This window comes from Leptospira yanagawae serovar Saopaulo str. Sao Paulo = ATCC 700523, assembly GCF_000332475.2.
In the GTDB taxonomy this organism is placed as follows: Bacteria; Spirochaetota; Leptospiria; order Leptospirales; family Leptospiraceae; genus Leptospira_A; species Leptospira_A yanagawae.
Map to the genome: position 1 here is coordinate 103,716 of NZ_AOGX02000032.1, position 24,040 is coordinate 127,755.

The 24,040-nt window shown below is 37.7% G+C and carries 24 protein-coding genes and 1 tRNA gene; 12 read left to right on the top strand and 13 right to left on the bottom strand.

Annotated elements, in window-relative coordinates:
* Positions 1–118: 118 nt before the first annotated feature.
* Genes serC through LEP1GSC202_RS15465 form a run of 4 tightly spaced genes read left to right on the top strand, consistent with a single transcriptional unit; the run spans position 119 to position 3,951 of the window.
* On the top strand, positions 119–1,216 hold the full coding sequence (gene serC, locus LEP1GSC202_RS15450) for a 3-phosphoserine/phosphohydroxythreonine transaminase (protein ID WP_083930037.1): 1,098 nt from the start codon (positions 119–121) through the stop codon (positions 1,214–1,216).
* Positions 1,209–1,847, top strand: coding sequence for a hypothetical protein (locus LEP1GSC202_RS15455; RefSeq protein WP_015678639.1), 639 nt, complete (start codon positions 1,209–1,211; stop codon positions 1,845–1,847). The genes serC and LEP1GSC202_RS15455 overlap by 8 nt, the downstream gene beginning before the upstream one ends.
* Entirely contained in the window at positions 1,844–2,281 is a 438-nt protein-coding gene (gene rpiB / locus LEP1GSC202_RS15460; RefSeq protein ID WP_015678717.1) for a ribose 5-phosphate isomerase B, read from the top strand. The genes LEP1GSC202_RS15455 and rpiB overlap by 4 nt, the downstream gene beginning before the upstream one ends.
* Complete coding sequence (locus tag LEP1GSC202_RS15465) at positions 2,212–3,951, top strand: concanavalin A-like lectin/glucanase (protein WP_244147745.1); 1,740 nt, start codon at positions 2,212–2,214, stop codon at positions 3,949–3,951. The genes rpiB and LEP1GSC202_RS15465 overlap by 70 nt, the downstream gene beginning before the upstream one ends.
* Here LEP1GSC202_RS15465 and LEP1GSC202_RS15470 read toward each other — a convergent pair.
* The 4 genes from LEP1GSC202_RS15470 to LEP1GSC202_RS15485 are packed head-to-tail and all read right to left on the bottom strand — an operon-like array spanning position 3,913 to position 7,841.
* The gene (locus LEP1GSC202_RS15470) at positions 3,913–4,302 is read right to left on the bottom strand and encodes a hypothetical protein (protein ID WP_015678655.1); all 390 of its coding nucleotides are present in this window, start codon (positions 4,300–4,302) and stop codon (positions 3,913–3,915) included. The genes LEP1GSC202_RS15465 and LEP1GSC202_RS15470 overlap by 39 nt on opposite strands.
* The gene (locus tag LEP1GSC202_RS15475; RefSeq protein ID WP_015678660.1) at positions 4,299–4,490 is read right to left on the bottom strand and encodes a CopG family transcriptional regulator; all 192 of its coding nucleotides are present in this window, start codon (positions 4,488–4,490) and stop codon (positions 4,299–4,301) included. The genes LEP1GSC202_RS15470 and LEP1GSC202_RS15475 overlap by 4 nt, the downstream gene beginning before the upstream one ends.
* On the bottom strand, positions 4,490–5,098 hold the full coding sequence (locus LEP1GSC202_RS15480; protein ID WP_039929184.1) for a tetratricopeptide repeat protein: 609 nt from the start codon (positions 5,096–5,098) through the stop codon (positions 4,490–4,492). The genes LEP1GSC202_RS15475 and LEP1GSC202_RS15480 overlap by 1 nt, the downstream gene beginning before the upstream one ends.
* A complete protein-coding gene (locus LEP1GSC202_RS15485) occupies positions 5,070–7,841 on the bottom strand; it encodes a hypothetical protein (RefSeq protein ID WP_015678631.1) in 2,772 nt (923 codons plus the stop codon). The genes LEP1GSC202_RS15480 and LEP1GSC202_RS15485 overlap by 29 nt, the downstream gene beginning before the upstream one ends.
* A 51-nt stretch (positions 7,842–7,892) precedes the next feature.
* Between LEP1GSC202_RS15485 and LEP1GSC202_RS15490 the strand changes: the two genes are divergently transcribed.
* Complete coding sequence (locus tag LEP1GSC202_RS15490) at positions 7,893–8,867, top strand: alkaline phosphatase family protein (protein WP_015678661.1); 975 nt, start codon at positions 7,893–7,895, stop codon at positions 8,865–8,867.
* Here LEP1GSC202_RS15490 and LEP1GSC202_RS15495 read toward each other — a convergent pair.
* Positions 8,864–10,033 (bottom strand): tetratricopeptide repeat protein, encoded by a 1,170-nt coding sequence (locus LEP1GSC202_RS15495; protein WP_015678733.1) that lies wholly within the window; start codon positions 10,031–10,033, stop codon positions 8,864–8,866. The two genes, LEP1GSC202_RS15490 and LEP1GSC202_RS15495, sit on opposite strands and share 4 nt — an antisense overlap.
* Positions 10,030–11,715, bottom strand: a complete 1,686-nt coding sequence (locus LEP1GSC202_RS15500) for a tetratricopeptide repeat protein (protein WP_015678599.1) — start codon at positions 11,713–11,715, stop codon at positions 10,030–10,032. Before LEP1GSC202_RS15500 ends, LEP1GSC202_RS15495 begins: the two co-directional genes overlap by 4 nt.
* Positions 11,716–11,795: 80 nt before the next feature.
* Between LEP1GSC202_RS15500 and LEP1GSC202_RS15505 the strand changes: the two genes are divergently transcribed.
* The 7 genes from LEP1GSC202_RS15505 (at position 11,796) to LEP1GSC202_RS15535 (ending at position 18,360) form a co-directional block, all read left to right on the top strand.
* Complete coding sequence (locus tag LEP1GSC202_RS15505) at positions 11,796–12,455, top strand: class I SAM-dependent methyltransferase (RefSeq protein ID WP_015678691.1); 660 nt, start codon at positions 11,796–11,798, stop codon at positions 12,453–12,455.
* A gap of 84 nt (positions 12,456–12,539) precedes the next feature.
* Complete coding sequence (locus tag LEP1GSC202_RS15510) at positions 12,540–13,823, top strand: UvrD-helicase domain-containing protein (RefSeq protein WP_015678735.1); 1,284 nt, start codon at positions 12,540–12,542, stop codon at positions 13,821–13,823.
* Positions 13,824–13,837: 14 nt separating this feature from the next.
* Positions 13,838–13,911 (top strand) — tRNA-Val (locus LEP1GSC202_RS15515).
* A gap of 118 nt (positions 13,912–14,029) precedes the next feature.
* Complete coding sequence (locus tag LEP1GSC202_RS15520; RefSeq protein WP_015678729.1) at positions 14,030–14,710, top strand: DUF6989 domain-containing protein; 681 nt, start codon at positions 14,030–14,032, stop codon at positions 14,708–14,710.
* Complete coding sequence (locus tag LEP1GSC202_RS15525) at positions 14,664–15,647, top strand: LA_2486 family SGNH/GDSL-type esterase (RefSeq protein ID WP_015678602.1); 984 nt, start codon at positions 14,664–14,666, stop codon at positions 15,645–15,647. The genes LEP1GSC202_RS15520 and LEP1GSC202_RS15525 overlap by 47 nt, the downstream gene beginning before the upstream one ends.
* Positions 15,648–15,689: 42 nt before the next feature.
* Positions 15,690–16,940, top strand: a complete 1,251-nt coding sequence (locus LEP1GSC202_RS15530) for an LA_2490 family SGNH/GDSL-type esterase (protein ID WP_015678703.1) — start codon at positions 15,690–15,692, stop codon at positions 16,938–16,940.
* Positions 16,930–18,360: an MBOAT family O-acyltransferase gene (locus tag LEP1GSC202_RS15535; protein ID WP_015678724.1), complete on the top strand. Its 1,431-nt coding sequence runs from the start codon at positions 16,930–16,932 to the stop codon at positions 18,358–18,360. Before LEP1GSC202_RS15530 ends, LEP1GSC202_RS15535 begins: the two co-directional genes overlap by 11 nt.
* A gap of 151 nt (positions 18,361–18,511) precedes the next feature.
* Here LEP1GSC202_RS15535 and LEP1GSC202_RS15540 read toward each other — a convergent pair whose 3' ends face one another.
* Genes LEP1GSC202_RS15540 through LEP1GSC202_RS15570 form a run of 7 tightly spaced genes read right to left on the bottom strand, consistent with a single transcriptional unit; the run spans position 18,512 to position 24,040 of the window.
* Positions 18,512–19,102 (bottom strand): LemA family protein, encoded by a 591-nt coding sequence (locus LEP1GSC202_RS15540; RefSeq protein WP_039929216.1) that lies wholly within the window; start codon positions 19,100–19,102, stop codon positions 18,512–18,514.
* A gap of 55 nt (positions 19,103–19,157) precedes the next feature.
* Positions 19,158–20,315, bottom strand: coding sequence for a DUF1343 domain-containing protein (locus LEP1GSC202_RS15545; RefSeq protein ID WP_015678699.1), 1,158 nt, complete (start codon positions 20,313–20,315; stop codon positions 19,158–19,160).
* Positions 20,312–21,205, bottom strand: a complete 894-nt coding sequence (locus tag LEP1GSC202_RS15550) for a prephenate dehydrogenase (protein WP_015678607.1) — start codon at positions 21,203–21,205, stop codon at positions 20,312–20,314. The genes LEP1GSC202_RS15545 and LEP1GSC202_RS15550 overlap by 4 nt, the downstream gene beginning before the upstream one ends.
* The gene (gene pheA, locus LEP1GSC202_RS15555) at positions 21,202–22,293 is read right to left on the bottom strand and encodes a prephenate dehydratase (RefSeq protein WP_015678682.1); all 1,092 of its coding nucleotides are present in this window, start codon (positions 22,291–22,293) and stop codon (positions 21,202–21,204) included. Before pheA ends, LEP1GSC202_RS15550 begins: the two co-directional genes overlap by 4 nt.
* Positions 22,286–22,924, bottom strand: a complete 639-nt coding sequence (scpB, locus tag LEP1GSC202_RS15560) for an SMC-Scp complex subunit ScpB (protein ID WP_015678708.1) — start codon at positions 22,922–22,924, stop codon at positions 22,286–22,288. The genes pheA and scpB overlap by 8 nt, the downstream gene beginning before the upstream one ends.
* A 6-nt stretch (positions 22,925–22,930) precedes the next feature.
* Positions 22,931–23,674 (bottom strand): segregation and condensation protein A, encoded by a 744-nt coding sequence (locus LEP1GSC202_RS15565; protein ID WP_015678646.1) that lies wholly within the window; start codon positions 23,672–23,674, stop codon positions 22,931–22,933.
* A 3-nt stretch (positions 23,675–23,677) separates the two neighbouring features.
* On the bottom strand, positions 23,678–24,040 hold the full coding sequence (locus tag LEP1GSC202_RS15570) for a response regulator (protein WP_002975323.1): 363 nt from the start codon (positions 24,038–24,040) through the stop codon (positions 23,678–23,680).

Below are 24,040 nucleotides of genomic sequence, written 5' to 3' on the forward strand. Positions count from 1 at the left end.
CCTCACGAAATTAGGTTTCAGATGCCCACAAGATTAACAACCTTTCCGATTCTGCAAAGCAAGTTTTAGAATAAAAATCTATTTACCAGGGGGGTGGAATTCAAAATTCTGTGGGAGAATGCCTACATTTACTCATAGAATCTACAATTTCAATGCGGGTCCCGCCATGCTCCCCACAGAAGTCATGGAGGAAGCCAAGTCCGAATTCCTAAATTTCAAAGGCACTGGCATGTCCGTCATGGAAATGAGCCACCGAGAGAAACATTTCCAAACCATCCTCGACGAGTCGATTGCCGATTTACGTGAACTTTTGAATATTCCATCTCGTTATGCGGTCGTTTACTTTCCTGGTGGCGCAACTTTACAATTTTCTGCCATTCCTTTCAATTATTTATCTTCCGGGGAATCAGCAGATTTTGCATTAACTGGTGTTTGGGCAAAAAAAGCCTTTGAAGAGGCGAAAAAATTCTATCCGAATGTTAAGTCCATCTTTAATGGTGCTGATTCCAAATACATGGAACTTCCTACCATCACCGATGCATCTGTGAATGATGGTGCCAAATATGTTTACATCACTTCCAATAATACGATTTATGGAACTCGTTACAAAACATTTCCTAAATTAAAAAAAGCTCCTCTCATCGCAGACATGACGAGTGAACTACTCAGCCGTAAACTCAATATAGAAGACTTTTCCGTTCTCTTTGCAGGAGCACAAAAAAACATAGGTCCTTCCGGACTTACTCTTGTCATTTATGACAAAGACAATCTGCCCCAACTTTCCCACCCCATTCCCAATCTAATGAATTTTTCCTTAATGGAAAAAAATGGATCATTGTACAACACTCCTCCAACTTACTCGATCTACATTGCAGGTCTTGTTTTTAAGTATCTAAAACGAAAGGGTGGACTTGCAGTTATGGAAGAAACGAATGAAAGGAAAGCAAAGAAGTTATATGAAGCGATCGACTCTTCTTCTCTTTTTTATGCTCCCGTACCAGAAGCCTTCCGGTCAGCGATGAATGTAGTTTTCCGAAGTCATAACGATAGTTTGGATCCTAAATTCCTAAAACTCGCCGAAGAACAAGGGTTTGCTGGACTAAAAGGTTACCGTGATGTAGGAGGATTTCGAGCCAGTATCTACAATGCGATGCCTGAAGAAGGTGTAGATGCCCTAATTTCTTTTATCAAAGAATTTGAAAGGACCAATGGTTAAGTTTACGATCCTATTATTTACCCTCACGATCGTTTGTGAGGTGTATTCCCATTCTGTTTGGATACCGGAAGGGAACTTTGGATTTGAAGTTTCAAGGGACTGTTACAAACCACTCAGCAGTGAAACGATCACAAAAGCCATTAGCCCCAACATCCAAAATTTGGACCGGGCAAAGATGGCGGTTTATGCAAAAGAGTCTGCAGAATTACGTTTGAGTTCTTTGGATTGTATATTAGAAAACATAAAACAAACAGAATCTGAAATGCGAATTGGGGAAATCTTAACCCCTTCCCTCCAATCAGGATTTCAATTGGAAGATCTTTTTTTCCAATCGGAATGGAGGATCCTACTTTCTGAAAATCGACCTTATCCGTTAACTCCAAGTGAACTATCTTTAGCCAAACAATGGTTGGAATCACATAAAGAAATCAAACGTGAAATTTTTAATCTCACCATAGAATACCTTTCGGAAAAAAATCCAAAATCCAAACGGGATCGGTATTTGGATTTATTCACAGGTTATTATGGAAGTTTGTTACGAGAAAGAGATAAGTTTTTACTCTCCTTATCCATTGAAAGTTATACATCTTACACCGAAGCCCTAAAACAAAGAAAGGAAACATCCGAATGAAAGAAAAAATTGGAATCGCCTCTGATCATGGAGGATTTGCTCTCAAAGAATTCCTCAGGAAAAGTCTCGAGGAAACCTATGAAATGGTCGATTACGGTACTAAGAGCGAAGAGTCCGTTGACTATCCAACCATCATTGGAGAGGCCTGCCGAAAGGTACTTTCAAATGAAGTCCCAAGACTCATCGCCCTTTGTGGAACGGGCATTGGAGCATCCATTGCTGCAAACCGACTGAAAGGCATTCGAGCGGCCCTTTGCCATGATGAGTTTACGGCGGAAATGTCCAAACGCCATAACAATGCCAATGTATTGGTTTTAGGGGGAAGAGTTCTCGGAACAGATTTAGCTCTGAGAATTGTGAAAAAATGGATCGAAACAGAGTTCGAAGGTGGAAGGCACCAAAAACGATTGGGTCTTATCGAAGAGCAGTCTTAATATCCCTTACTTTCCTTTTTGGTGGAAGTTCCCTATTCTCTTGGGAAGTCCCCAAAAAGGAGACCGTCAACCTAAACCTATGGAAAAAAATAGGTGTTGTTGAACACAAAGAACCTGGCAAAAAAAATAGCTTAAAACCCAAAGAGAACATCCCCCAACGCGGAGAATTGTTTTTTGATTTTGAAGGGGAACCTAACGAACCTTCCCTCACCGAATCAGGGCATTTGTTTCCATCTAAATCCATTTCAGTCACCGCATCGTCTTACCTCGAAGACAAAAATACCCATTTTTTTGGAAGGAAATCTGCTTATTTTTCAGGTAGACGAAACCAAATCCATCTTTCTGTTTCCGGTAACCCTCTGTTTGGAACCCACCCCGATCCATTTAGCATCTCAATTCCACTTCGGATGGGAGAACAAGGAACAGGATCAGTGATCCTTGACCGCACAGTGTATGTAAAAGGGAAAAAATATGGCATCTCACTTGAGTTAAACGAAGGCCGACCAACATTATATGTAAATAACCTATTACAAAAAACAGAATCGAGAACCATTAGTTTTGTTTTAGAATCTTCGCAAAAACTAAAACGCCAAACTTGGGAAGTTATTTCCATCTATTTTGATACGTTAAATCACCGTTATGTGTTATACCAAAACGGGATCGAAACTGCAGAATATGAAAATAAAACAAGTGATACCATTGGCTTTGGATTTCCAGAAAATGACCCTACTCCTTTAATTTTAGGAAAATCATTTTACGGGAATTTAGATGGGTTTCATATCCACAAAGGTGAACCAGAAATTATTTACACAAAATTTGAATCAGTTCGCTATGATGATGATTCAAAAATTGCTAATATGGAAGGAAATTATGCTATTTCTCCTGTTTTAGAAACCAAATATAGTAACTCCAGTTTACAACAAATCACTTGGAATATAGACAAACCAAAAGATACAATTCTTGAATTGTACTTTCGAGGTTCCAATCAAAAATTTAATGAATCAAGTTCCCTTGAATGGACGAGGATTCGTTCACTTGTTTCCGATTTGCCAAAACAAAAATTCAAATTTTACCAATGGAAAGTATGGTTTCGGCCAGATCCCATGGGAAAAACGGTTCCGAGCGTTCAATCGCTTAGCTTCGATTATATGGAACAGTCTCCTCCAGATGTCCCAACTCTCTTTCGTTTGGATCCTAATCCATCTAAACAAAAAAACAATGCAGTTTGTTTTTTATGGAATTCGAATCATGAAAAAGAGGTACAAAATGGTGGCGGATACATCATCCATTTTGGACTACTTCCCAATCGAATGATTGGTTCTGTTTTTGTGAAAAAAGACAAACAGAATGAATTGACTAAAATTGATGGACAGGAAGAAAATTCTGGTTTTCGTAACAAACGTTTTTGTATCGATGAAGAAACATTGATTACCAATATTTATATTCCAGAAGGACAACTTGAATCAGAAGAATTTAGACACTTAAGTGACCAAGTTGATATTTCCAGAAAGGAAAAACGTGGGCATTTGTTCCAACCTGGACTTACCTATTATTTTAGAATTTCGGCATACAACCGTTATTTGAATGAATGGGATTCGAAAGACCAAAGGAGTGCTCTTTCAGCACCAATTTCATTTAGTTTCCCCAAAGAAGTTTCTCACCTTAAGTAAAGGATGAGTTGTCTTTTTTTGATTTGAATACTCATAAAACACATCCATTCCTTGGCTAAGGGCAATTACTTGCTCTAAGCCAAGCCCTTGCTCAAGTAATAATTCCGAACGAATTTCATCCATAGAAATTGAAAAGATTCCATCAGTAAGATCTTCAATGTTACGAAGGATCATTCTTTTTTGTTCCACTGTTGTGGATCCTAAGGATACAAATAGTAGGTGTATGGAATAAGCAGATGTAAAAAAACGCGTATGAGAATCCATTTCCCCTAGTAGAATTTGTTGTATGTTTTCTTTTGTTTCAGACCGAATGAGGGCTTCTAAAAAGGAAGCATCTAAATAAAGTTTCAAGAAAGGATCTCCGATAAATTTTGAATCGCTTTCCTTCGAAGCAGTTCCGACTTCTGAATGATTTCATTCTTTAATGCCAAACGAATGAGTTCACCTTGCGAAATCCCTCTTCTTGTCGCTTCATTTTTTAATAAAATTTGTTCTTCTTCAGAAAGTAAAATTTGAAAACGTTTGTCAATCTTTGCCATTAATCTTCTTCTTCCAATTCCTTTTCGGCCTTTTCATACTTTCGCCAATACAAACTTGCGTCCTTCCATTGACCAAGTGATTCATATAAAGATGCAACATTATAATACGATTCTGTTAATCGATAATCAAGTTTCACTGCCTTCAAAAAAAGTTTTATTGATTTTTCTTTATTATCAGAGAACCATTCGCTGAATGCCCAAAGGTAATACCAACGACCTAAATTGGGATCTCTTGGCCTCACCTTTTCCAAATGTAATACATTTTCTTGAAAAATCTTTGATGCTAAATTATAATTTTTTTGAATGATTTTGGCTTTGTTGATTCGATCTTCGGCAGGCTCTTCTGGTTTTGGAACCGACATATCATTTCGATACAAAAGAGCCTTTGCATACAATAATTTAAAATACAATTCATTTTGACTTAGTTCTAAATACCTTTCTAAATAAGGAATGGAAGTAGTTTCATCGTCAACCTTGTGCAAACCGTAAATTTGTTTTTTTAAGGCAATCGTTTCTTCTTTTTTTTTACTTCCACCACCAAACAATGGTAAAGCGATAAACATAAAAAGGAAACAGAATTTAGAAATACAAATAATAATTTTGTCCATCTTCTGGAAACTTCATGGATTTAAGTTCGTGAGAAAAAGGTAATTCTTGTAGTTTTTGGACAACGGTTAAATACAAATCTTTTGCCGAAACCACCATCAAAGAATTGGGTGAGGTTTCTATGAGACGGTCTTTACTTTCTAAATAGGTTTGAATGGAATCCAAAAAGTGTTTTTTACTTCGTTCCCATTCAGGTGAGGGGTGGTATTCCGGCCAATGGATTCGCAAAACAGAAGCAGATCGTTTTCCACCAAATGTAGCTTGCATAAAGGAACGAATCATCCAAGACAAACTATCTTTTAAAAACTCAGGTTTTCGTTCTTCTTTGTCAACCAACACATGCAATGCGGGAATCACTTGTTTCAATTTTTCCTGGATCATCCGTTTGTGGGATTCTAAAAACTTACCCCTCTCTTCTTTATTCAAAAGAACGAGGAAAATTCCTGGGAAACCAAGTGTTTCCATATGAAAGGCAATGATTGTTTCTGTTTGCAATAAGATTTCCCAAGAAAATTTTTTCGCTATGAATCGATCCAATCGAACAGATTCATCCACTTCCAACGAGGCAAACCCATGTTCATCAAATTGTAAATAGGGATCGTGATGCAAAAAAATCAAATTGGAACGGGTATTATAGTCAAGACCAGTAGAAATTTGGTTATGAAAAGAACCCAATGAATCATTTAAGAACAAGTAGGAAAAACGAGGAGAACCCAATCTTGATATAAAATTTTTTGTGTATCCAACAATTCCATCATAGGATATTTCATTTTCTCTGTATATTTTATCGAGCAAACTGTATTCAAATCGTTTTTCTTCTGGGACTGAAGTAAAAACATTTTCCGCCACAAAAGGTTTGTTAGTTGATTTCTCCACTTCCCTTTTCGTAACAGTGGAAACTAATTTTTCCAACTCAGGATTAAAAATGGTTTCCCGTTTCTTTTGGACTGCATCCAAAATGGCAACACGTTTCCAAGTAGCAGGAGGTAATATTTTAAAACTCGTTTTTTTCACAGGAATTTGATTCTTTATAATGGGTTCTGTTTTTGTTTCAATTCCTTCTTTTGGCATTTCTAAATTTTTTATCACAACTTCTGGTTCGTGTTTCTCCCAAGGAACCAAAGGGGATTCCCCTAACATACTTGTAGTCGTCCATTTCCGCTTAAGTTGGACCCAAAACACAAAAAAGACCCAAGGCAAAATAAAACATAATCCAAAACTCAAAAGATAAGGAGGAAATGAGGAATAACGATACACCGTTAAGCCAGCAAGTTTACCGGGAATCCCTTTTTCTTTTTCCAATGAATACGAATGAAACTTGTGGTGCAAAAAGCCAACTGATTCTTTATTCGCATCCGTATGGCGTAATTTTGTCAGATGAGATTCATTCCAATGTCTTGGATTAAACAAAACTTGTTCTTTACTTTTATTGTCCGAAAGTTTTGTCGCAACATATGGAAAATAGAACTCATCCTTATCTTTTTCTTTCTTAGCATATAATAAATTTGGATTGATCACTGTGAGTAAAATAGTATCAAACTCTAAATTTGAATTCTGGATTGGGATAAGATAGACCAAATCCAATTCAGATTCAATCAAAATCGATTTTGGACTCTCTTTCATTTTTTCTAAGATATTGAATATCTCTGTTCCAAATCGATTTTGGATGGTTTGATTGGACAAACCACTTTTCCATTCGTAGATTTCCGTTACCAATGTTTCATCAAGTGCAAATCCATTTGCATTTTTTTGGTAAGTGGACTTCAGATTTTTTTCTAAACCATTTAAATTTTCTTCGATTTGGTTTAATCTATGTTTTGTCCAAGGTTGGTAATAACGGTAATCGGGAAAGAGTTCCCATGATTTTTGGTAAAAGAAAAGTAAAAGAATATATACAATGATTGGAAATACGATCCTTCGTTTGAAATGGAAACCATCATGATGGAGGATCATCCAAACAAATCGAATGTAAAAAAGTCCAGTGAATGTAAAAAGAAAAAGTAAAAAACAACCAAATCGAATTTCTTCAACTTCTGAATCCGTTTGTTTTAAAAGGTAAATCGAAAATCGGTCTTTTGTTTCCAATTGTAATTTTGAAAACTCTCCGTCCAATTGCCATGTAAGTTCACTTCCTTCTTTGCCTTGTAGAAAACTAAGTAACTCACTACCCTCGCGGTCTCCTGACAAAATGGAATCATCATTTGTATAAATGATTTTTTGAACACTCGGTTGGAATACCCAATACAAATAACCATATTCTAAATTAGGATTTTGTATTGAACTTATCGTTTGATTGTATTTGGGAAAGATAACAAAAAACTTTCCTGAGAGGTCTCGGTATACGAAATCTCCATTTGCCAATACTTTCACTTTGCCTGCAAGAAGTCCAGAAGGGTCTTGTCTCAATTCTTCGTGAAACACTTCTGCATTTTCCTTTGTACTATGGATGAGCCGAAGCGAATCATCATATAATTTCACAGATTCCAATTGCAGAGTCTTTTGGATTTGAATGGAAACTTGGTCGGCTCGGAATGGTAAGGCAGAATTTCGTAAAAAAAATTCAATTGTATTCAAATACTCATTTGTTCTGTTTTCATCGTACCGTTCTAATGCAGTGATCAAATTGGCTTTTTGTTTTTCCGGCCGAATCCATTGGAAATAACTAAACAAAACAAAGGTGACAAGTAATGAAACGGAAATGAGACCAAAAAGAATAGACAGGTTTCCGAAATTTCGTTTCATCATTCTTATTATCGGGTTGCCATAAGGCAAAAACCAATCGGTCTAAGGAAAGGAATGATTTTTTATGTATTTTTGGATGGGGTTGGGATCACAAATTATGACCCAAACACCAATCCCTTTAGCCGGTATGCCAAAGGATTTTTAGCACCCCTGGGTGGGATTTCCAAAGAAGATTTGGACTTACCCATTGCTGCCTCAAACATCCATTACCTAAAAACGGATGCTCATATGGGAGTACCGGGACTCCCCCAATCGGCCACTGGACAAACCGCACTATGGACGGGAATCCCTGGTCCCAAAGTCCTTGGACGCCATGTCAGCGGTTTTCCCACCATTACCTTACGCAAGATCATTGCCAAGTATTCCATGATCAAGGTGCTAAATGAAAATGGGATCTTAAGTGATTTTTTAAACTGTTTTTCCCCACCTTACCTAAAACATGTGGAGGAAAAACCAAAACTTGTTTCTGCATCCACTCTCGTTCAATTAGCCAGCGGTAGACCTCTCAAAAACTTTGAAGACCTTCGCGGAGAACGAGGACTGTATATGGACCTAACTCATGAAATCATGGGAACTCTCGGGATTGATATGTTAAAATCTGGAGATCCATTACTTGAAAAAAGAGATCCGTATCTCCTTGGCACCAAATGTTTTCAGAGATTTTCTCATTACCAACTCACATTGTATGAATACTTTTTAACAGATAAAGTAGGTCATGCCATGGACTGGGAGAAAGCAGAGAAAGTAATTCATAACTTAGAGTTATTTTTTAAAGGGTTATTAACAACTATGGATCCAAAAAAGGATTTGCTGATCGTTTCCAGTGATCATGGGAATATGGAAGATCTTAGCCAAAAAAATCATACGGAAAACCCGGCGGCCACCATCCTGTATGGAAAGGATGCTGACCGCTTCGCAGAAAATATACACTCGTTAGCTGATATTGTACCAGAAGTTTATAAAACTTTTGGGTTAGAAGAAGCTCTACACAATACCCACACGAATGAGTTTCTAATGGAAACCAACTAAAATTCTAAGTCATTCCCCGAATCTGGTTTTTGTGAAAACGAATTCGGTTTATTAGAATTAGAATCCGACGATACATCAGAATCTTCTAAATCATTGTGGTCAGTAAACTGATCGAGAGATTCTTTTTTCCATGCAATCGCCTTGTCGGTAATCTGGTTTTTAGGGTATTTATCTACAATTGTCTGGAATATACCTGCTGCTTTTTCAAATTTACCTTGTCTGAAATAAATGGTGCCCTTTTTATATAGGGATGCCTGGTCGAGTGAATAATCACTATTATTCAACACTTTATTTATGTAAGTAAGTGATTCGGTTTGTTTTCCTAATGCATCATACGCTAAAGCAATGTAATACAATGCTTCTTCTTCTTTTTTAGGAGAAGGATTCACCGATAAAGATTTTTGAAATAGTTCAATTGACCGAAAGTATTGTTTTTTAGTGTAACTTTCTTTTGCTTCCTTGAATACGGAATCCTTGTATTCTCCCACAACTTTTTCATCAGCACCAGCGAGTCCGTCTTGGGTTTCAATGTACTCATCAAATACATCAAAGGATGCCCAGTCCTTTCCTAATTTTCGTAATGATCTTCCCCAACCGATTCTAGATTCGGTATGGTTAGGATCTTCTTGTAAGGCCAATACATAATTTTTGCGTGCAGATTCATACTGACCAATTTTATAATAATGATCACCTAAAGCCATAAATGACTTAGATCTGAGTTTGTTATCTGAGCTTGATTGTAAAACAGTTTCTATATGTGCCTTACCTTCTGCTTCGTTTCCAATTTTTAATAACAAGTTTCCAAGAGAATAACTGAGTTTATCTTTTTCTTCAGGTTTCCAATTGGAATTTTTTTTAAGGTCTTTGTAAATATCAAGTGCTGGATAAAAATCGGAGTTTTTTTCAAGGGCTCTTGCTTGGTTGTATTTAATTTGAAACTCGTATTTCTCCAAACCACGTTTCCCAGCCAATTCAGAAAAGATGGCAATTGCTTTCTCTTTGCTATGTGGGTTTGTTTGTTTTAAATACTCTTCACCTTCTGCTATTCTTTCCAATACCAATTGCGATTGGTCTTCTTTTGCAGAAATATTGGTTTGGTAATAAGCAGTGGAGAGGCCTGCTACAATGAATAACAAACCTGCTAAGGAAACGATCACTCGACTCATATAGTACCTCTACCCACTTGATTTAGGGTTTGATTCGTCCAAAATTCAACTCTTGATGGAGAATAGGATTTGGTTTCCTTTTTTAAAAAACATTTTAAGGCTTTTTTTGTGTCACCGGTTTTTAAGGCACTAACACCTAAGAAAAACATAGCCTTTCCTCTTAAGTATGAATTAGATTCATACTTCAAATATTCTTCCAACCGATAGACTGCCGTTTCAAATTTTTTTTGGATCACTGTTTCTTTGATGATACGATTCAGTTCCGTTTGCCCCAAATCATAAGTCACAGTAGCAGAATGTTCTTCTTTAAAATCATTCACTGGTTCATTGTTTTCTTTTGGAGGTGCAATTTCTGTTGGCGTCACCACATGTTCATTTTTATAAATTTCTGGTTTTTCTGGTTCTTTTTGTGGTTTTGATTCTGCGACAATATTTGTTTCTTCTTTGGGAAGATTATCCTTTGTAAAATCATATTTAAAATAGGAAACATTTTCCTTCAGATTATAGTCCTCAGGAACTGAGCTAGATTTGGCAGTCACACCAAAGTAAAGTTCATCAATTTCTTTTAATTCTTTGATAAAAAAGTTAGTTTTAGGATGTACAACAGTTGCAACCTTTACCACCGTACCTTGGTTAAATGAAGAAGCCCCTTGGTTTAACGGTTTGATCGATGCATATAAAGAATAAATAGTAGTTTCATCCGCATCTTCTGGGCTGAGCCAACTAATGACGGCACCCTTTCCTACTCTTTCGTAACCAAGACCTCGGACATGTAAGGCACCTGACAAACTTGTTGTGGGTTCGTTGGATGCAACTTCTGGGTTTTGTTTTTTTGGAGTTTCTTCGACGATGACTTCCGCATTTGCTTTTTCGGACTGTTTGATATAAAAAACACGTAATGTCGATTTTTTGTCTTCTAGGGGAAGTGTCTCTTCGCCACCTAATTGTTTTACAGAAACACCATAATACAAGGTTTGGGATTTACTGAGATCTTGGTCTAAAAAAGTGATTGTAGGATGTGTGAGTTCCGTTAATTTTTCTGCCTTTTGCATGAGAGGCAAACTGGTCATGGGAGAATTGGAACGGTACACAGTGTAAATGGTCCGACCAGCAGTGGCTCCCGTGGGAGGTGTCCAATTCAATCGGATAAAACGTTTTTCGATATTGGCTGTGATTCCAGAAACCCCACCCACCATCGATTGGATACTCGTGTCTTCTGGGAATGCAGGGAAGTCTGGATTTTGTCCTACAACTGGTGTTCCATTTTCTTCTGCGATGGTAACAGGAATGATTGTGTAGTTTTGGTTCGCAAACATTTTCACTTCGCGCCTACGAACATCTGTTACCATCACAATCGCATAATAATAGGTACCTGGTTTTAAATTATAATCAAAATAAACACGTGTGGCATTTGGACCAGAAGCCTTGTAACGTCCAAGGGAATCCGCAATGTACAATTTGTCTGGGCTATCAATCATCACATTGGATCTGGCAACGATGATTTCACCTTCTTGTTTGGGAGGGTCCCAATCAATGCGAATGGATTTTTTATCAGGCAGAACGCTCGCATGAATCGCTTTTGCAATTGTAGGATACCGACTTTCCTCAAATCCGGAGTCTGCCCAAACCGGGAATTGAGAGAATAGCAGTACAACCGTCCAGAGGTGAATCGAGAACTTCATACTTAGATTTTCGGTGGAACTCTAGTCCGAATTGAATTTTTCGTTTGTACTTTCCTCTCTTTTCTGGAAGAATTGTCATTATGTCCGAAACGGAATACTACCGTTCTCAAACCTACCAAGAATACCTGCTTTCTAGCCACAGGAGAGAAGTATGCCCTCCCGAAGATGTGTATGCTTTTTTTAATTGGAAGGGGCTGACAAATTTAGTAGATTTCGGGAGTGGACTCGGATTTTACTTCCAAGACTTTCGAAAGTGGTTCCCCCATGTTTGGGTATGGGCTGCCGAATGCCAACAAGACATCATCGATAAGATCTTACGCCGAAAACTCATGGAGGGAATTGAACAACTCACTCCTTTTTATATGGACCAATCCGATCACCCACTGCTACCAGAGTGGGTTCCCGTACCAGAAATCATTTTTGCTTCTTTATCACTCTCAACCTTTCCCAACCCAGGCCTTGCGATGGACGGGCTCATTCGTTCGATGAAGGCGGGAGGTAGACTTTTTATTGTCGATTGGTCAAAAACGGAATCTGGTTTTGGTCCTAAAATTAATGAAAAGATTTCCATGGATAAAATGAAATTTCTCGCAGAAGAATACAAATTGGAAGTCACAAAATCTGGGCGTATCTCCGAACATTTTTATGGTTTGGAAGTAAGAGCCAGTTCCAATTTCATTTATGGGTATTATGACTTAAAAGAAGAGGAAGATGAAGACTCTGCGGTTTTCAAATTATAATTTAATTTCAAATCGAATACTGAAATCCAAATTTTAACCATTTGTTTTTTAGAACCAAATGAAACCTTCACCACCTACTTTGTTATGTGGAGTGAAGAACAATCAAAAATCATTTTTAGCAAAGATCCTATCATCCAAGTAATCGCAGGGGCAGGATCTGGAAAAACTGCAACGATGGTTGGACTTTTAGAGGAACGAGAAAAAAGAAAAACTATTCCACCAAATCGTACTTTGGTTGTTACTTTTACGAAAAAAGCAACCAATGAATTTAAAGAAAGGTGCCATAAAAATGGACTTTCCAAAGAGTATCATATCTCCACCTTTCACTCATTTTGTTATGATTCTCTCAAACGATATGACAATTCGAAAAACTGGTTCCGTTACAAACTTTTAGGTGAAACAAAAAAATGGGATATTACCAAAACCATTTTGTATCCCTATCGATTTGAGATTGGTGGAATTCCATTTCCTATTTTAACCAAACACAATGGACAACTCCTTCGTTCCATCTCAGAACAAATTTATTTTGAGTACAAAAACAGCTTTTGTAATTGGAAAGAAAAACATCACTACTTTGAGTATGACGACCTTGTTACTTTTTTTTTGGAGTTTTTAAAATCAGAAAATTCGGTTACCGCCAAAGAAAATTGGAAGTCACTGATCATCGATGAATTCCAAGACACAGATGGAGAGCAATTGGAGATCATCAAACGAATGGAATTTGATTCCATCACTGTAGTAGGAGACGATTGGCAAGCGATCTACGGGTTTCGCGGAGCCACACCCGAACCGTTTTTAAATTTTCCAAAACATTTTCCTACAACCATCTCCTATTTTTTATCCACGAATTATCGTTCGACTCCTACACTCATCAAAAAAAGTTTACTCCCGATCAAACAAAACAAAAATCAAATTGTAAAACAAACAAAGTCTTATCGGAAAAACAAAGGGTCTTTCCGGGTCATACGAATCAAAAATAACGAAATGGAAATAGAATCGGTTTGGAAAAAAATCCAATCGTTAGGTTTAGAACCTACCCTTCTCACTCGGAGTAATTTCAGAAAAAACGAATGGATCCAAGTTGGTGTTCCCAAAAACCAAGTGATGACCATCCACAGTGCCAAAGGGTTGGAATTCGAAGCGGTGGTTGTGGACTTAAGCCAAGGTTGGAGTGAAGATCATAACACAATCGATTGGGAAGAAGAACGAAGGATCCTTTACGTTGCTTTATCACGCGCCAAGGATCATCTCATTGTTCTCATCAATGCCGAATCAAAGCCCCAAAGCCTTTGTGACAGGTTCAGTGAAGATTTTTCCCTTTGGAACAAGGTTAGAAATCGTACTTTACTGTGGACTAGACTCTGGTGAAGTGGTTTTACCTTGGGGGATTAGCTCAGTTGGTTAGAGCGCTACCTTGACATGGTAGAGGTCACTGGTTCGAACCCAGTATCTCCCAAGTGAATTCTGATCCGATTTGTTCTCATCACCAATTCTGATTTTAGTTTCCGATTTTTCTTCCACCAAACAAAGTTTCGGCTTGCCTTTCCTGTTCCATTCATTCTAATTCGAAAGCGATGAAACCTAAGTTCTTGGCCGAAGAATTTTTACTCGCGATTTACTTCCTAGTATTTAGCATTCTCTCTGGAATTGTTCTTTTCTATACTCCTTACCAAGCAGGAGTGAAAATCGCGGGACTCACTGCATTTTTCCATGTTAGCTTTGTTGCCCTTTCTCTTGTCTTACATTGGCACACACCGTATCGCATTTGGAAATTTTTAGTTCCCCTTTCCATTTTTATGGTCTTCCCCGATTGGTTTTTATCAGCCGTTTTACAGATCTTAGTGTTTCCGGAAGATGGATTTTCCAAAATTGGAACTGTATCGGGTTATATGGCAGGCCTTTGGTTCATCCCACTATTTATCTGTGTATACACAGGAATCAAATTGGAAGAAAGGTCAGTATCCATCATTGGTACCGTAATTTGGGTGGGGATAGTGAGTTTGGTAATCTTTGGAACATCCGAAGCAACCATGTGGATCTTGGGCTCCTGGTATGCTCAAAATGTAAAGATGTGGGGACATGTTGCCTACTATGTTCTGCTACCAGAAATGATTTTAGGAATTACTGCTTACCTCGCCTACCAAGGGTTTTCCTATTCTTTTTATCCATTACAAGTTGCCATGGGATTTTTAGTGATGGTTCTCTACATTGGCAATCTATCTTTCTTTTACCTACTCATTGAAAAAATCCTTTAAATATGTTTTAAAAATTGGTTTCGGAATTTTTTTCCTTCTCTTCTTAGGAGAAGGTATTGTTCGTTTTTATTTTCCAGATCTAAAGGAAGAACTTCGTTACAAACAAATCCATTGCCTCCAACAGTTTAGTGAAATTCGGTTATGTCCGGAAGTGAATGAAACATTTACGCGCAAGGATGGAAAACCTTGGGACATCCAAACCAATCATTTGGGTGAAAGAACAGTTTCTATGGAAAACCCAGAGAACTCGACCACCAAAGTATGGTTAATAGGAGATTCGATGGCAATGGGTTACGGATTGCCTACTAACAAATCAATAGCCTATTTACTCAAAAACAAATTCAATATCCAAACTCGTGTCCTTGCTGTGGATGCCATTGGAACAAATGGAATTTTATCTCTTTATTTAGATATTTACAACCGTGTTAATTTAGAAGGAAAACCAACACATATCTATTGGATTTGGAATCCCTCTGATTTTATCGATGACGAACGGGAAAAAAAAGGATTTCGTAAACTCATTTACCCCATCCACTTTTACCTTTCACGTTTTTCTGTTTTGTACAATTACGCCATTCGTTCTCCAAAAGCAAATGTATACGAAGGATCTCCGATCCTGTATCCAAAGTCTCATACCACTTATACCAACTTAAAAAATTTTTTTAGAAAAACTTCTGATCACAAAGAACACATCCGGATTCTATTCTCTTGGGGCATGGCTCCGAATGGAACCCCTGACACGAGGGATCCCAATTATGAACATTCGAAAGTTTTTTTTACCTCACAGAAAATAAAAACCATCGACCTTCGTCGTGAAACGGAAATCGAGTTTGCCCAAAAGAAACAAATTTATATTCCAGAAGATGGTCACCCAGATGAAGATTTGGCGGAACTTTTTGCAAGTGCCATCGCCAAGGACTACAAAAACTCCCAATAGAAATGCTTGATTCCTAACCCGTTTTCTAAACTTTAGAGGGATATGATCCAAAACTGGAAACGATGGGGAGCCATTGTCCTATTTTTCCCGTTCGCTCTACTTTCTTTGGAAGTAGTCTTTCGACTTGCCAATCCTCCTGCTTTGCGTTATTACCGCAATGTCAAATTACTCCACGCTTACCATCCCGAATATGGAGTGACACTTGCACCAAACGAAAGCCGATTTGTTCGCCACTATGCAGACCTTTGGCAAGGCCAGTTTACGACCAATTCCTATGGACTCCGTGGGCTTTCAGAACCGATTCCAAACAAACCCAAACTAGTTTGTCTGGGAGATAGCCTTGTGATGGGTTTTGGTGTGTCAGATGAAGATACATTTTGTTCACTTTTGGATGGGTACGAAGAAAATGGAATCACCTACCAAAGTTTGAATTTTGGAGTGGATGCATATGGATCCCTTGGTTCTTACAAACGATTAAAAGACCTTTCCGGGAAAATTGACAATATCAAAAAGATACTATTTTTTATATCACCAAATGATTTCACTATGCCTGATGAACTACGGGCTCAAGGCATTTTACCTGATGATGAAAATGATGCATTACATGAAAATGATTTAGAGTGGAAAAAAAAGTTCCATCTGCAATTTGAACTCACTCGCGTTTCCTATCTCTTACAAGCCTTAAAACTTGCATATGAGCAAACAAAAGTAAAGTTTGCCCAAACAAAGTACATCATATCTAAGGATTCAATTCAGATCACCGAATCTCCGTTAGATTATTTAAAAGAATCTTTTTTTGTCCCTGTAAAAAAACAATCCTGCGAAAACAAAGAAAGTTTCCTTTGTCCCACTCCGATCCCAAATTTACAAATTGTTTGCTCCGATTCACCCATTGACCCAAATGATTTAGAGCCTCTGCCTGAAACAACAACAAGAGCATATGACCAAATGATCGCATATTCGAAAGAAAAAGGATATGAGTTTGTCCCAGTCATTTTGCCGATGCAAATTGAAGAAGTGTATTGTCGTGGGCTTGGCAAATACAATGTTTTAGGCAATTATGCACTCAGAGCCAAACAATATCTAAACAAAAAAGGCATCAAAACCTTAGAAATTTTACCCTACACAGATAAAATGTGTGGTCGCGAATTTACCTTTCATGGTCAGACCAAAAAAGCGGGTATCCAAGATTATTATATCCCAGGTGATGGTCACCTAACAAAACTTGGAAATCTTTGGGCTTCTGAATCCATTCGATCTGCATTAAAGGAAACGAAATCAAATGCTTTTTAATTCCGTTCATTATTTACTTTTTGCACCTGTTGTTATTTTTATTTATTTTTTAATACCTAAACGTTTCCAAGGTTTATGGTTATTCATCGTTAGTTTGTATTTTTATGCAATCTTTCGGATTCCATTTTTGATATTACTCGTTTTTTCATTTGTCATCACAAAACTGAGTGTGGATTATATGGAGGAAACAAACTCCAAATCAAAAAAGTTATTTTGGTTAAATGTTGCTGTTTGGAGTAATTTGAGTTTATTATTTGTTTTTAAGTATTTGGATTTTTCCATAACGGTATGGAACCAAACTTTTTCGTTTACACCATGTGATCCTGAGTTTGTGCAAAAGTCAGGGATACTACTTCCAATGGGGATTAGTTTTTTTACCCTACAAGCTGTTTCTTATGCAGTTGATGTTTACAAAGGTGTAGTGGAGAGGGCAAAATCCATTTTCCATTTTGGACTCTTTTTATCTTTTTTCCCACAACTTGTGGCAGGCCCGATCCTTCGTGCTAGTGATGTTTTACACCAATTTTTAGATTCTAAAGAATTTACAAAAGAGAATTTAAAACAAGGGTTAAAACAACTTTTCTGGGGAATTTTTAAAAAAACATTTATTGCTGATCCTGTATCTTATGTTATCGATCCCATTTACGCAAATCCTACCGAATACAATTGGATCGCTATGTGGATCGCTGCGGTTCTCTTTGCTGTACAGATTTATTGTGATTTTTCTGGTTATTCCGACATCGCCATCGGCACAGCAAGGATTTTAGGTTTCCATATTCCTAAAAACTTTGACAGACCGTTTTTGTCAGGAACCCTTAGTGAACTTTGGAGACGTTGGCATATATCCTTTAGCTCTTGGTTGCGTGATTACGTATACATTACGTTAGGTGGAAATAGACGAGGCGAAATTTTAGCTTATGTGAACTTATTCATTACAACCTTTGTTTCCGGGATCTGGCATGGGGCCGATTGGACATTTGTTTTTTGGGGAACCCTCCACTCAACGATGATGGTGGTAGAAAAATTTGTTTTTAAATTTGAAACTATGCGCAACGCATGGAACAAGGTGCCAAGGATTATCCAACCCATTTATCCTGTGGGAGTTTTTGTATTGTCATGTTTTTTCTTTCGCGCAAAAGCCACACCGGAAGTTCCTACCGGGATGGGAATAACAAACATTATGTTAGAACGTGCTTTCACGGGAGCTTCTGGTGGTTGGCCGCAAATGAGTTTAAGTTTGGTAGTACTCGTGGGATTTTTATTTTTTATCGATATCATGCAGGACCAAAAAGAAGATCGATTTGCCTTCATCACGGACAATTTGTACTTTCTAATCCCTACATGCATTTTACTCTATGTAATGTCTTTTATCATTTATAGTGTCACTGTCTCAAGCCCCTTTCTCTATTTCCAATTCTAAGGAGTTTAGAGATCGTTGCTCTACTTGATTCAAGTAAGGGAATGAATCAAAAAAAAAGGTATCGATGAAACAAATCCATCGATACCTCGCTTTCAGATTTCCAGAAGAAAGGCACAAAACCTCCCTTATAAAATCAGAAATTTGAATTCCCTTAGAATTCTACTTTTGGAGCATTTTCAATTGTCTTTTGGTCTTCAACAGTAAAGGTTGCTTTTGCTTCATAACCAAATGCTTTTGCAGTCAGGACGGCCGGAAACTGGCGAATGTATACATTAAACTCTTTGGTTGCTTTGATAAAACGATTCCTTGCAACTGTGATCCTGTTTTCCGTTCCTTCTAATTGTGCCATTAAATCAGAAAAATGTTGGTCAGACTTAAGTTGTGGGTAGTTTTCTTGGATCATGAGGAGTCTTGATAAAGCTGATCCAAGTTGGCCTTGTGCTTGGTCAAATTGTTTTAAGCTCTCGGGATTGTTGATGAGCTCCGGAGTTGCTTGGATGGATCCGATTCTTGCTCTCGCATCGGCAATTCCTTTCATGATGTCTTTTTCTTGGTTGGCAAAACCTTTTACAGCGGAGACCAAATTGGGAACTAAGTCTGCTCTACGTTTGTATTGGTTTAAAACCTCTGCCCAAGAAGCAGTCACTTCTTCATCCAATTCTTGGATACGGTTGTAACCACAATTGGTAAAAAGTGTAGTCATAAGGGAAAATAGAATGATGGTTCGAAACAGTTTTGTCATGGTCATTGTATACCTAATCATTAGTCGGTCTGCAACACCAATTTATTAAAAAAATTTAGTACCGGTAGGGTTTTACGGCTTTTAACCAATCATTTTCTTTTTCAGAGAGATAGGATTCTAACACAGAATCAGAATGTTTGCCGTCCAAGTATTCCAACAAAAATGCATCTCCGACGAGTAACTCTATTGCTGGACGGTCTGAACGAAACTCATAAACACCTTTTAGATAAGAAAACTGATCTGGGAACAATTCTCCTAATTGTTTTAAGAAATACAATGTAAAGTAAAGAGAATGAAACTGTTTTGGTTTTGTTACCATGAGTTGGTATCCTTCACAAATCACTCCTACGTGTTTATGAAATGTAGGTAAAAAACGCAAATTTCGTAATTGAAACTTTCCTTTTTGGTGGTTGGACATTCGTTTGTCCAGTTCTACTTTTGATTTTCCTAAAAGGTAAGGTGCTCCAAATGTTTCAAATGGTTTTGTTGTTCCCCTTCCTTCCGAAAGATTGGTACCCTCTAACAAACACATTCCAGGATATACAAAACAAGTGTTTTGCGTAGGAATATTTGGAGATGGTGGAACCCATAAAAAGGAAGGAATATGTTTTGGATGAAAAACTCCAACAGGAACCACAACAACATCTACATGCAACGAAAAAGTTTCATTATAATAAGAAAGTAATCCACCAGGTGTAAGTCCATGGCGATGCAAAACAGACTTCACACCCACAAACGATTGATAGGTTTCATCTAACGGACTTCCTTCAACTTTTGTGCCTATGGGATTTGGTGAATCGATGACTAAAAAAATCGGAGCTTTTCCAGTTTCCTTTTTTAATTTTGAAAGTTCTTCTAATATATAATAAGCAGTCGTTAAAAACGTATAATATCTTGAGCCAACATCTTTAATATCAATGATGACAAGGTCTATGTTCTTTAACGAGTCTCGTGGGGGAACCAAACTACTCTCTTCTTTGCCATACAAATTTACAATTTGCATGTTACCAAAAAGATAGGACAATTCATCACCGCTCACTTGGTCTTGTAATTCTGCAAACAAGCCATGTTCTGGTAAAAAAATCGTTTTTAAATCAAAAATCTCAGAATATGTTTGGAAATGGTATTTGCCTTGATAACCAAAAGCACTTTGGTTAGTTAATATGGCCGCATGACAACCGCTTAGTTTTTGAATGTTTTTTAAAAACTTCATTTTGTTTTTTGAATGGTTTCTTTTTGTTTGAGGGCTAAGTCCCAAATAGAATGGATTTTGGATGTATCCAATTCGGATTCTTCTAAAAACAAATTCCGAAATTCTGTCAGTTGTTTGATGAAATCATCTATTGAATTTTGAAGAAAATACCTATTTTCTTTGAATATGGAAGTCCACATTTCTGAATTGGAACCAGCAATCCTTGACATATCACGAAATCCCCCACCTGTGATTGGTTTTGCGATAGAGGAAACTTGATCCATTGTAGTTTTGTTATTTCCTGCCACATTCACAAGAATGGTAGAAATCACGTGTGGTAAATGGGATACATAAGCCAATGTTTCGTCATGGCTTTTGGCGTCCATTTGAATGGTCCAAGAACCAATGGATTCCCAAAAACGTTTTACCGATTCCATAACTGTTTCTTTCGCCAATTTTGGTTTGGTAAGGATACAAAGTTTCTCACGGTACAATCCATGGATTGCCGATTCTGGTCCAGTGTGTTCGGATCCACACATGGGATGCGTTGAAATGTATTGGTGTTCGTTTTCTCCGAAGTGTTTGTTTACAGCATCAATGATCGTCTGTTTGGTGGAACCCAAATCAATGAAGATTGTTTCTCCTGTTTTGGGTAAACTAGGAATGATTTCTAATAAAGTTGCAACCGGAGTACTAAAAATAACAAAATCATACTGATTCCATTGGATATTTGTGGTTTCTGAAATCGTAAAAACTTGATGAGCCAATTGTTTTTCGACAATTGATTTTTTACTTTTTTCAGATCGAACAATGGCTGTGATTTCTGCTCTGGGATAAATCTCTCGTATCGCTAGAGATAAGGAACCACCCATAAGGCCCATTCCATAAATCAAAACTTTGTTTAATTTCATGTGGGAAAAGATCCCGCAGTGGGATAAGATCCTAATAATTTAAAAACAGTACATTGGGATTTTACTGTTTCCAAAAGGCTTTTGATTTTTGGATCTGCTTTGTGACCAATAAAATCGATGAAAAAATGATACTCCCACAAGTTTCGTTTGAGTGGTCTTGATTCAATTTTAGTTAGATTCACTGATGCATCGTGAAATGTTTTTAAAATTTGAAACAGTGAACCAGTTTGGTTTGGAATGGAAAACACAATGGAAGTTTTATCTTCTTTGGTTTGGGGAGATTCACTTTTTCCAATCACCAAAAACCGAGTTGTATTCCCTGCATAATCTTCAATTCCATCGGCAATTACATTTAAATTGTATATTTCACCCGCAATTTTGGAGGCAATGGCGAGACCATCTTTTCGTTCAGAAACTAGTTTCGCAGCCATTGCAGTGGAAGAAGTATCCACCACTTCCGCATTAGGTAAATTGGCCGATATCCAATTACGACATTGTTCGTTCCCAATCCGAATTCCATAAATTCGTTTGACTGAAGCAAGATCAGTTTCAAATCCCAATAAGGAAAAAGAAATCCTTTGGTATAACTCTGAATATACGAAAAGGTCGGTTTCCAAAAACATATCCAACGTGGAACTCACCTGACCTTCTGTCGAATTTTCAACAGGTACGACCCCATAATCCAATTTTTCTTCTTCTACCATACGAAAGACATCTGGAATTGAAGTTTGTGGTACAGCTTCTATCGATGTACCAAATTTTGAACGAAGGGCTGAATGAGAAAAACTTCCCTCTGGTCCTAAAAAACCAATCTTTAACGGGTGTTCTAAGGCAATGGTTCCTGACATCATTTCACGGTAAATGGCTCGGATTACAGATGCTGGAAGTGGTCCATTTGATAATTTCGTTACCTTTTCATACACATCTTTTTCACGGTCGGGTCGATAAATGGGACCACCCGACTCCTTTTTCACACGACCAATTTCCTGTGCAAATCCAGCTCGTTTTTGGATGAGTTCAATGATTTCAGAATCGAGAGAGTCAATACCAGATCGGAGTTTTTTTAATTCTTCTTCTGCATTACTCATTGATTTTCTCTTCTTTTAATTCTTCTGGAAGGCTCTCTAAATCAAAGTCTGGATTCATTCCTGTTTCTTCTGTAACAATAATGGACTCGGGTGAAAAATCCTCAAATTTGAGTTCTTTCACTTCCACTGGTGTTGGAAGATCTGTGAGTTTACTTAGGCCAAAGTGTAACAAAAATTCATTGGTAGTTCCATACAAAGTTGGCCGCCCAGGAACTTCTTTTTGCCCAACAGCTTTCACCAATTTTTTGGACATAAGACTTGCGACCATGGCCCTGGAAGATACCCCGCGAATTTCATCTAACTCTGTTAAGGTGATCGGTTGTTTGTAAGCAATGATGGCAAGGGTGTCTAAGGTTCCCCGAGATAAAGTTTCCCTTTTTTTATCTTTAAATATATGAGAGAGGATTTCACTGTATTTTTGGTTTGTGATGAATTGGTAACCACCTGCGATTTCGCGGAGTAAAAATCCACCTTCTCTTTCTTGGTAATCAAGGATGAGTTCATCCAAAAGTTCTCTTGCTTCTGTTTTTTCAATTCCACAAGACTTAGCAAGTGCTGACAATTTGATTGGATCCGAAGACAAAAAGAGAAGTGCCTCAAGAAGGCCCTTTGTATAGTTTCTTTCTTCCAAATTGATCTAAACCTTGACTATTTTGATTTCTCCGAAAACTGCGTGTTGGATCACTCGGCAAACTCGGATTTTAACAACTTCTAATACGGCAAGGAAGGCTGCGACGATTTCTTTTTTTTCTGGTTTGTCATTTTCAAACAAATCCATAAAATGAATTTCACCACGAGTTTGGATCAAATCCTGCAAGTAAGCCATTTTGTCTTCCACAGAATACTGGCTAACCCCCTCATAAATGGGCACAAGTTCCTCTTCTTCGTTCGAACTTTCCTGTTCCAAAATGGAGTTAAAAGCGGAAATTAAGTCTACAAGGCTCACATCAAGCCATACTTCTGTTTCATCTAAAACTTGGTTGGTCTCGCGGGTAAACATACCGGCGGTCAATCTGTCCAACTCGGCCAATCGTTGGCCTGCCATTTGGAATTTTTTGTGTTCCAAAAGTTTGTCCACAAGTTCCTTGGGGAGTGGTGGGTCATAGTCTTCTTCCTCGAAACCAGGATCAGGAAGGAGAGCTTTTGATTTTAAATAAACCAAATGAGCCGCCATCACGGCAAACTCAGATGTCAGTTCTATGGATAAGGATTGGCTCGTTCTCAAAAATTGAATGAAATCAGATGTGATACGCGAAAGGGAGACTTCAAAAATATCAACCTTATAACTATCAATCAGAGACCATAAAACCGTTAAAGGTCCTTCTGTCAATCCACCGTCCTGGTTTTGCCACCGGACGATAAACTCCGGGGTTTGGGACACGACTTATAAACCTAATGCTTTAGCGGCTGCTTGTTGCAATCTTTCAGGTGGAAAAGGTTTCACAACAAAATCCTTTACACCCATTTTAATTGCTTTTGCCAAAAGGTCTTCTTGACCAAGAGCCGTTACCATAATGATTTTTGCAGAAGCATCAAATTTGATAATTTCTTTTGTAGCTTCAATTCCATCTTTTTCACGCATCGTGATGTCCATAGTAACTAAGTCTGGTTTGAGGTTTTTGTATTGTTCCACCGCAATATTACCATTCTCTGCTTCACCAACAATTTCGTGACCTGCTCCAACTAACGCATCTTTTACGAGCGTTCTCATGAATTTTGCATCATCTACAACCAAAATTCTTGCCAT

What these genes read in the sequence shown, in the direction of transcription:
- LEP1GSC202_RS15485 (WP_015678631.1), bottom strand. Translation starts at nt 7,841, where the DNA reads ATGATGAAACGAAATTTCGGAAACCTGTCTATTCTTTTTGGTCTCATT.
- pheA (WP_015678682.1), bottom strand. Translation starts at nt 22,293, where the DNA reads ATGAGTAATGCAGAAGAAGAATTAAAAAAACTCCGATCTGGTATTGAC.
- LEP1GSC202_RS15455 (WP_015678639.1), top strand. Translation starts at nt 1,209, where the DNA reads ATGGTTAAGTTTACGATCCTATTATTTACCCTCACGATCGTTTGTGAG.
- LEP1GSC202_RS15540 (WP_039929216.1), bottom strand. Translation starts at nt 19,102, where the DNA reads ATGACAAAACTGTTTCGAACCATCATTCTATTTTCCCTTATGACTACA.
- LEP1GSC202_RS15550 (WP_015678607.1), bottom strand. Translation starts at nt 21,205, where the DNA reads ATGAAATTAAACAAAGTTTTGATTTATGGAATGGGCCTTATGGGTGGT.
- LEP1GSC202_RS15490 (WP_015678661.1), top strand. Translation starts at nt 7,893, where the DNA reads ATGATTTTTTATGTATTTTTGGATGGGGTTGGGATCACAAATTATGAC.
- LEP1GSC202_RS15495 (WP_015678733.1), bottom strand. Translation starts at nt 10,033, where the DNA reads ATGAGTCGAGTGATCGTTTCCTTAGCAGGTTTGTTATTCATTGTAGCA.
- LEP1GSC202_RS15500 (WP_015678599.1), bottom strand. Translation starts at nt 11,715, where the DNA reads ATGAAGTTCTCGATTCACCTCTGGACGGTTGTACTGCTATTCTCTCAA.
- LEP1GSC202_RS15505 (WP_015678691.1), top strand. Translation starts at nt 11,796, where the DNA reads ATGTCCGAAACGGAATACTACCGTTCTCAAACCTACCAAGAATACCTG.
- LEP1GSC202_RS15570 (WP_002975323.1), bottom strand. Translation starts at nt 24,040, where the DNA reads ATGGCAAGAATTTTGGTTGTAGATGATGCAAAATTCATGAGAACGCTC.
- LEP1GSC202_RS15480 (WP_039929184.1), bottom strand. Translation starts at nt 5,098, where the DNA reads ATGGACAAAATTATTATTTGTATTTCTAAATTCTGTTTCCTTTTTATG.
- LEP1GSC202_RS15545 (WP_015678699.1), bottom strand. Translation starts at nt 20,315, where the DNA reads ATGAAGTTTTTAAAAAACATTCAAAAACTAAGCGGTTGTCATGCGGCC.
- LEP1GSC202_RS15510 (WP_015678735.1), top strand. Translation starts at nt 12,540, where the DNA reads ATGTGGAGTGAAGAACAATCAAAAATCATTTTTAGCAAAGATCCTATC.
- LEP1GSC202_RS15520 (WP_015678729.1), top strand. Translation starts at nt 14,030, where the DNA reads ATGAAACCTAAGTTCTTGGCCGAAGAATTTTTACTCGCGATTTACTTC.
- serC (WP_083930037.1), top strand. Translation starts at nt 119, where the DNA reads ATGCCTACATTTACTCATAGAATCTACAATTTCAATGCGGGTCCCGCC.
- LEP1GSC202_RS15530 (WP_015678703.1), top strand. Translation starts at nt 15,690, where the DNA reads ATGATCCAAAACTGGAAACGATGGGGAGCCATTGTCCTATTTTTCCCG.
- rpiB (WP_015678717.1), top strand. Translation starts at nt 1,844, where the DNA reads ATGAAAGAAAAAATTGGAATCGCCTCTGATCATGGAGGATTTGCTCTC.
- LEP1GSC202_RS15475 (WP_015678660.1), bottom strand. Translation starts at nt 4,490, where the DNA reads ATGGCAAAGATTGACAAACGTTTTCAAATTTTACTTTCTGAAGAAGAA.
- LEP1GSC202_RS15465 (WP_244147745.1), top strand. Translation starts at nt 2,212, where the DNA reads ATGGATCGAAACAGAGTTCGAAGGTGGAAGGCACCAAAAACGATTGGG.
- LEP1GSC202_RS15535 (WP_015678724.1), top strand. Translation starts at nt 16,930, where the DNA reads ATGCTTTTTAATTCCGTTCATTATTTACTTTTTGCACCTGTTGTTATT.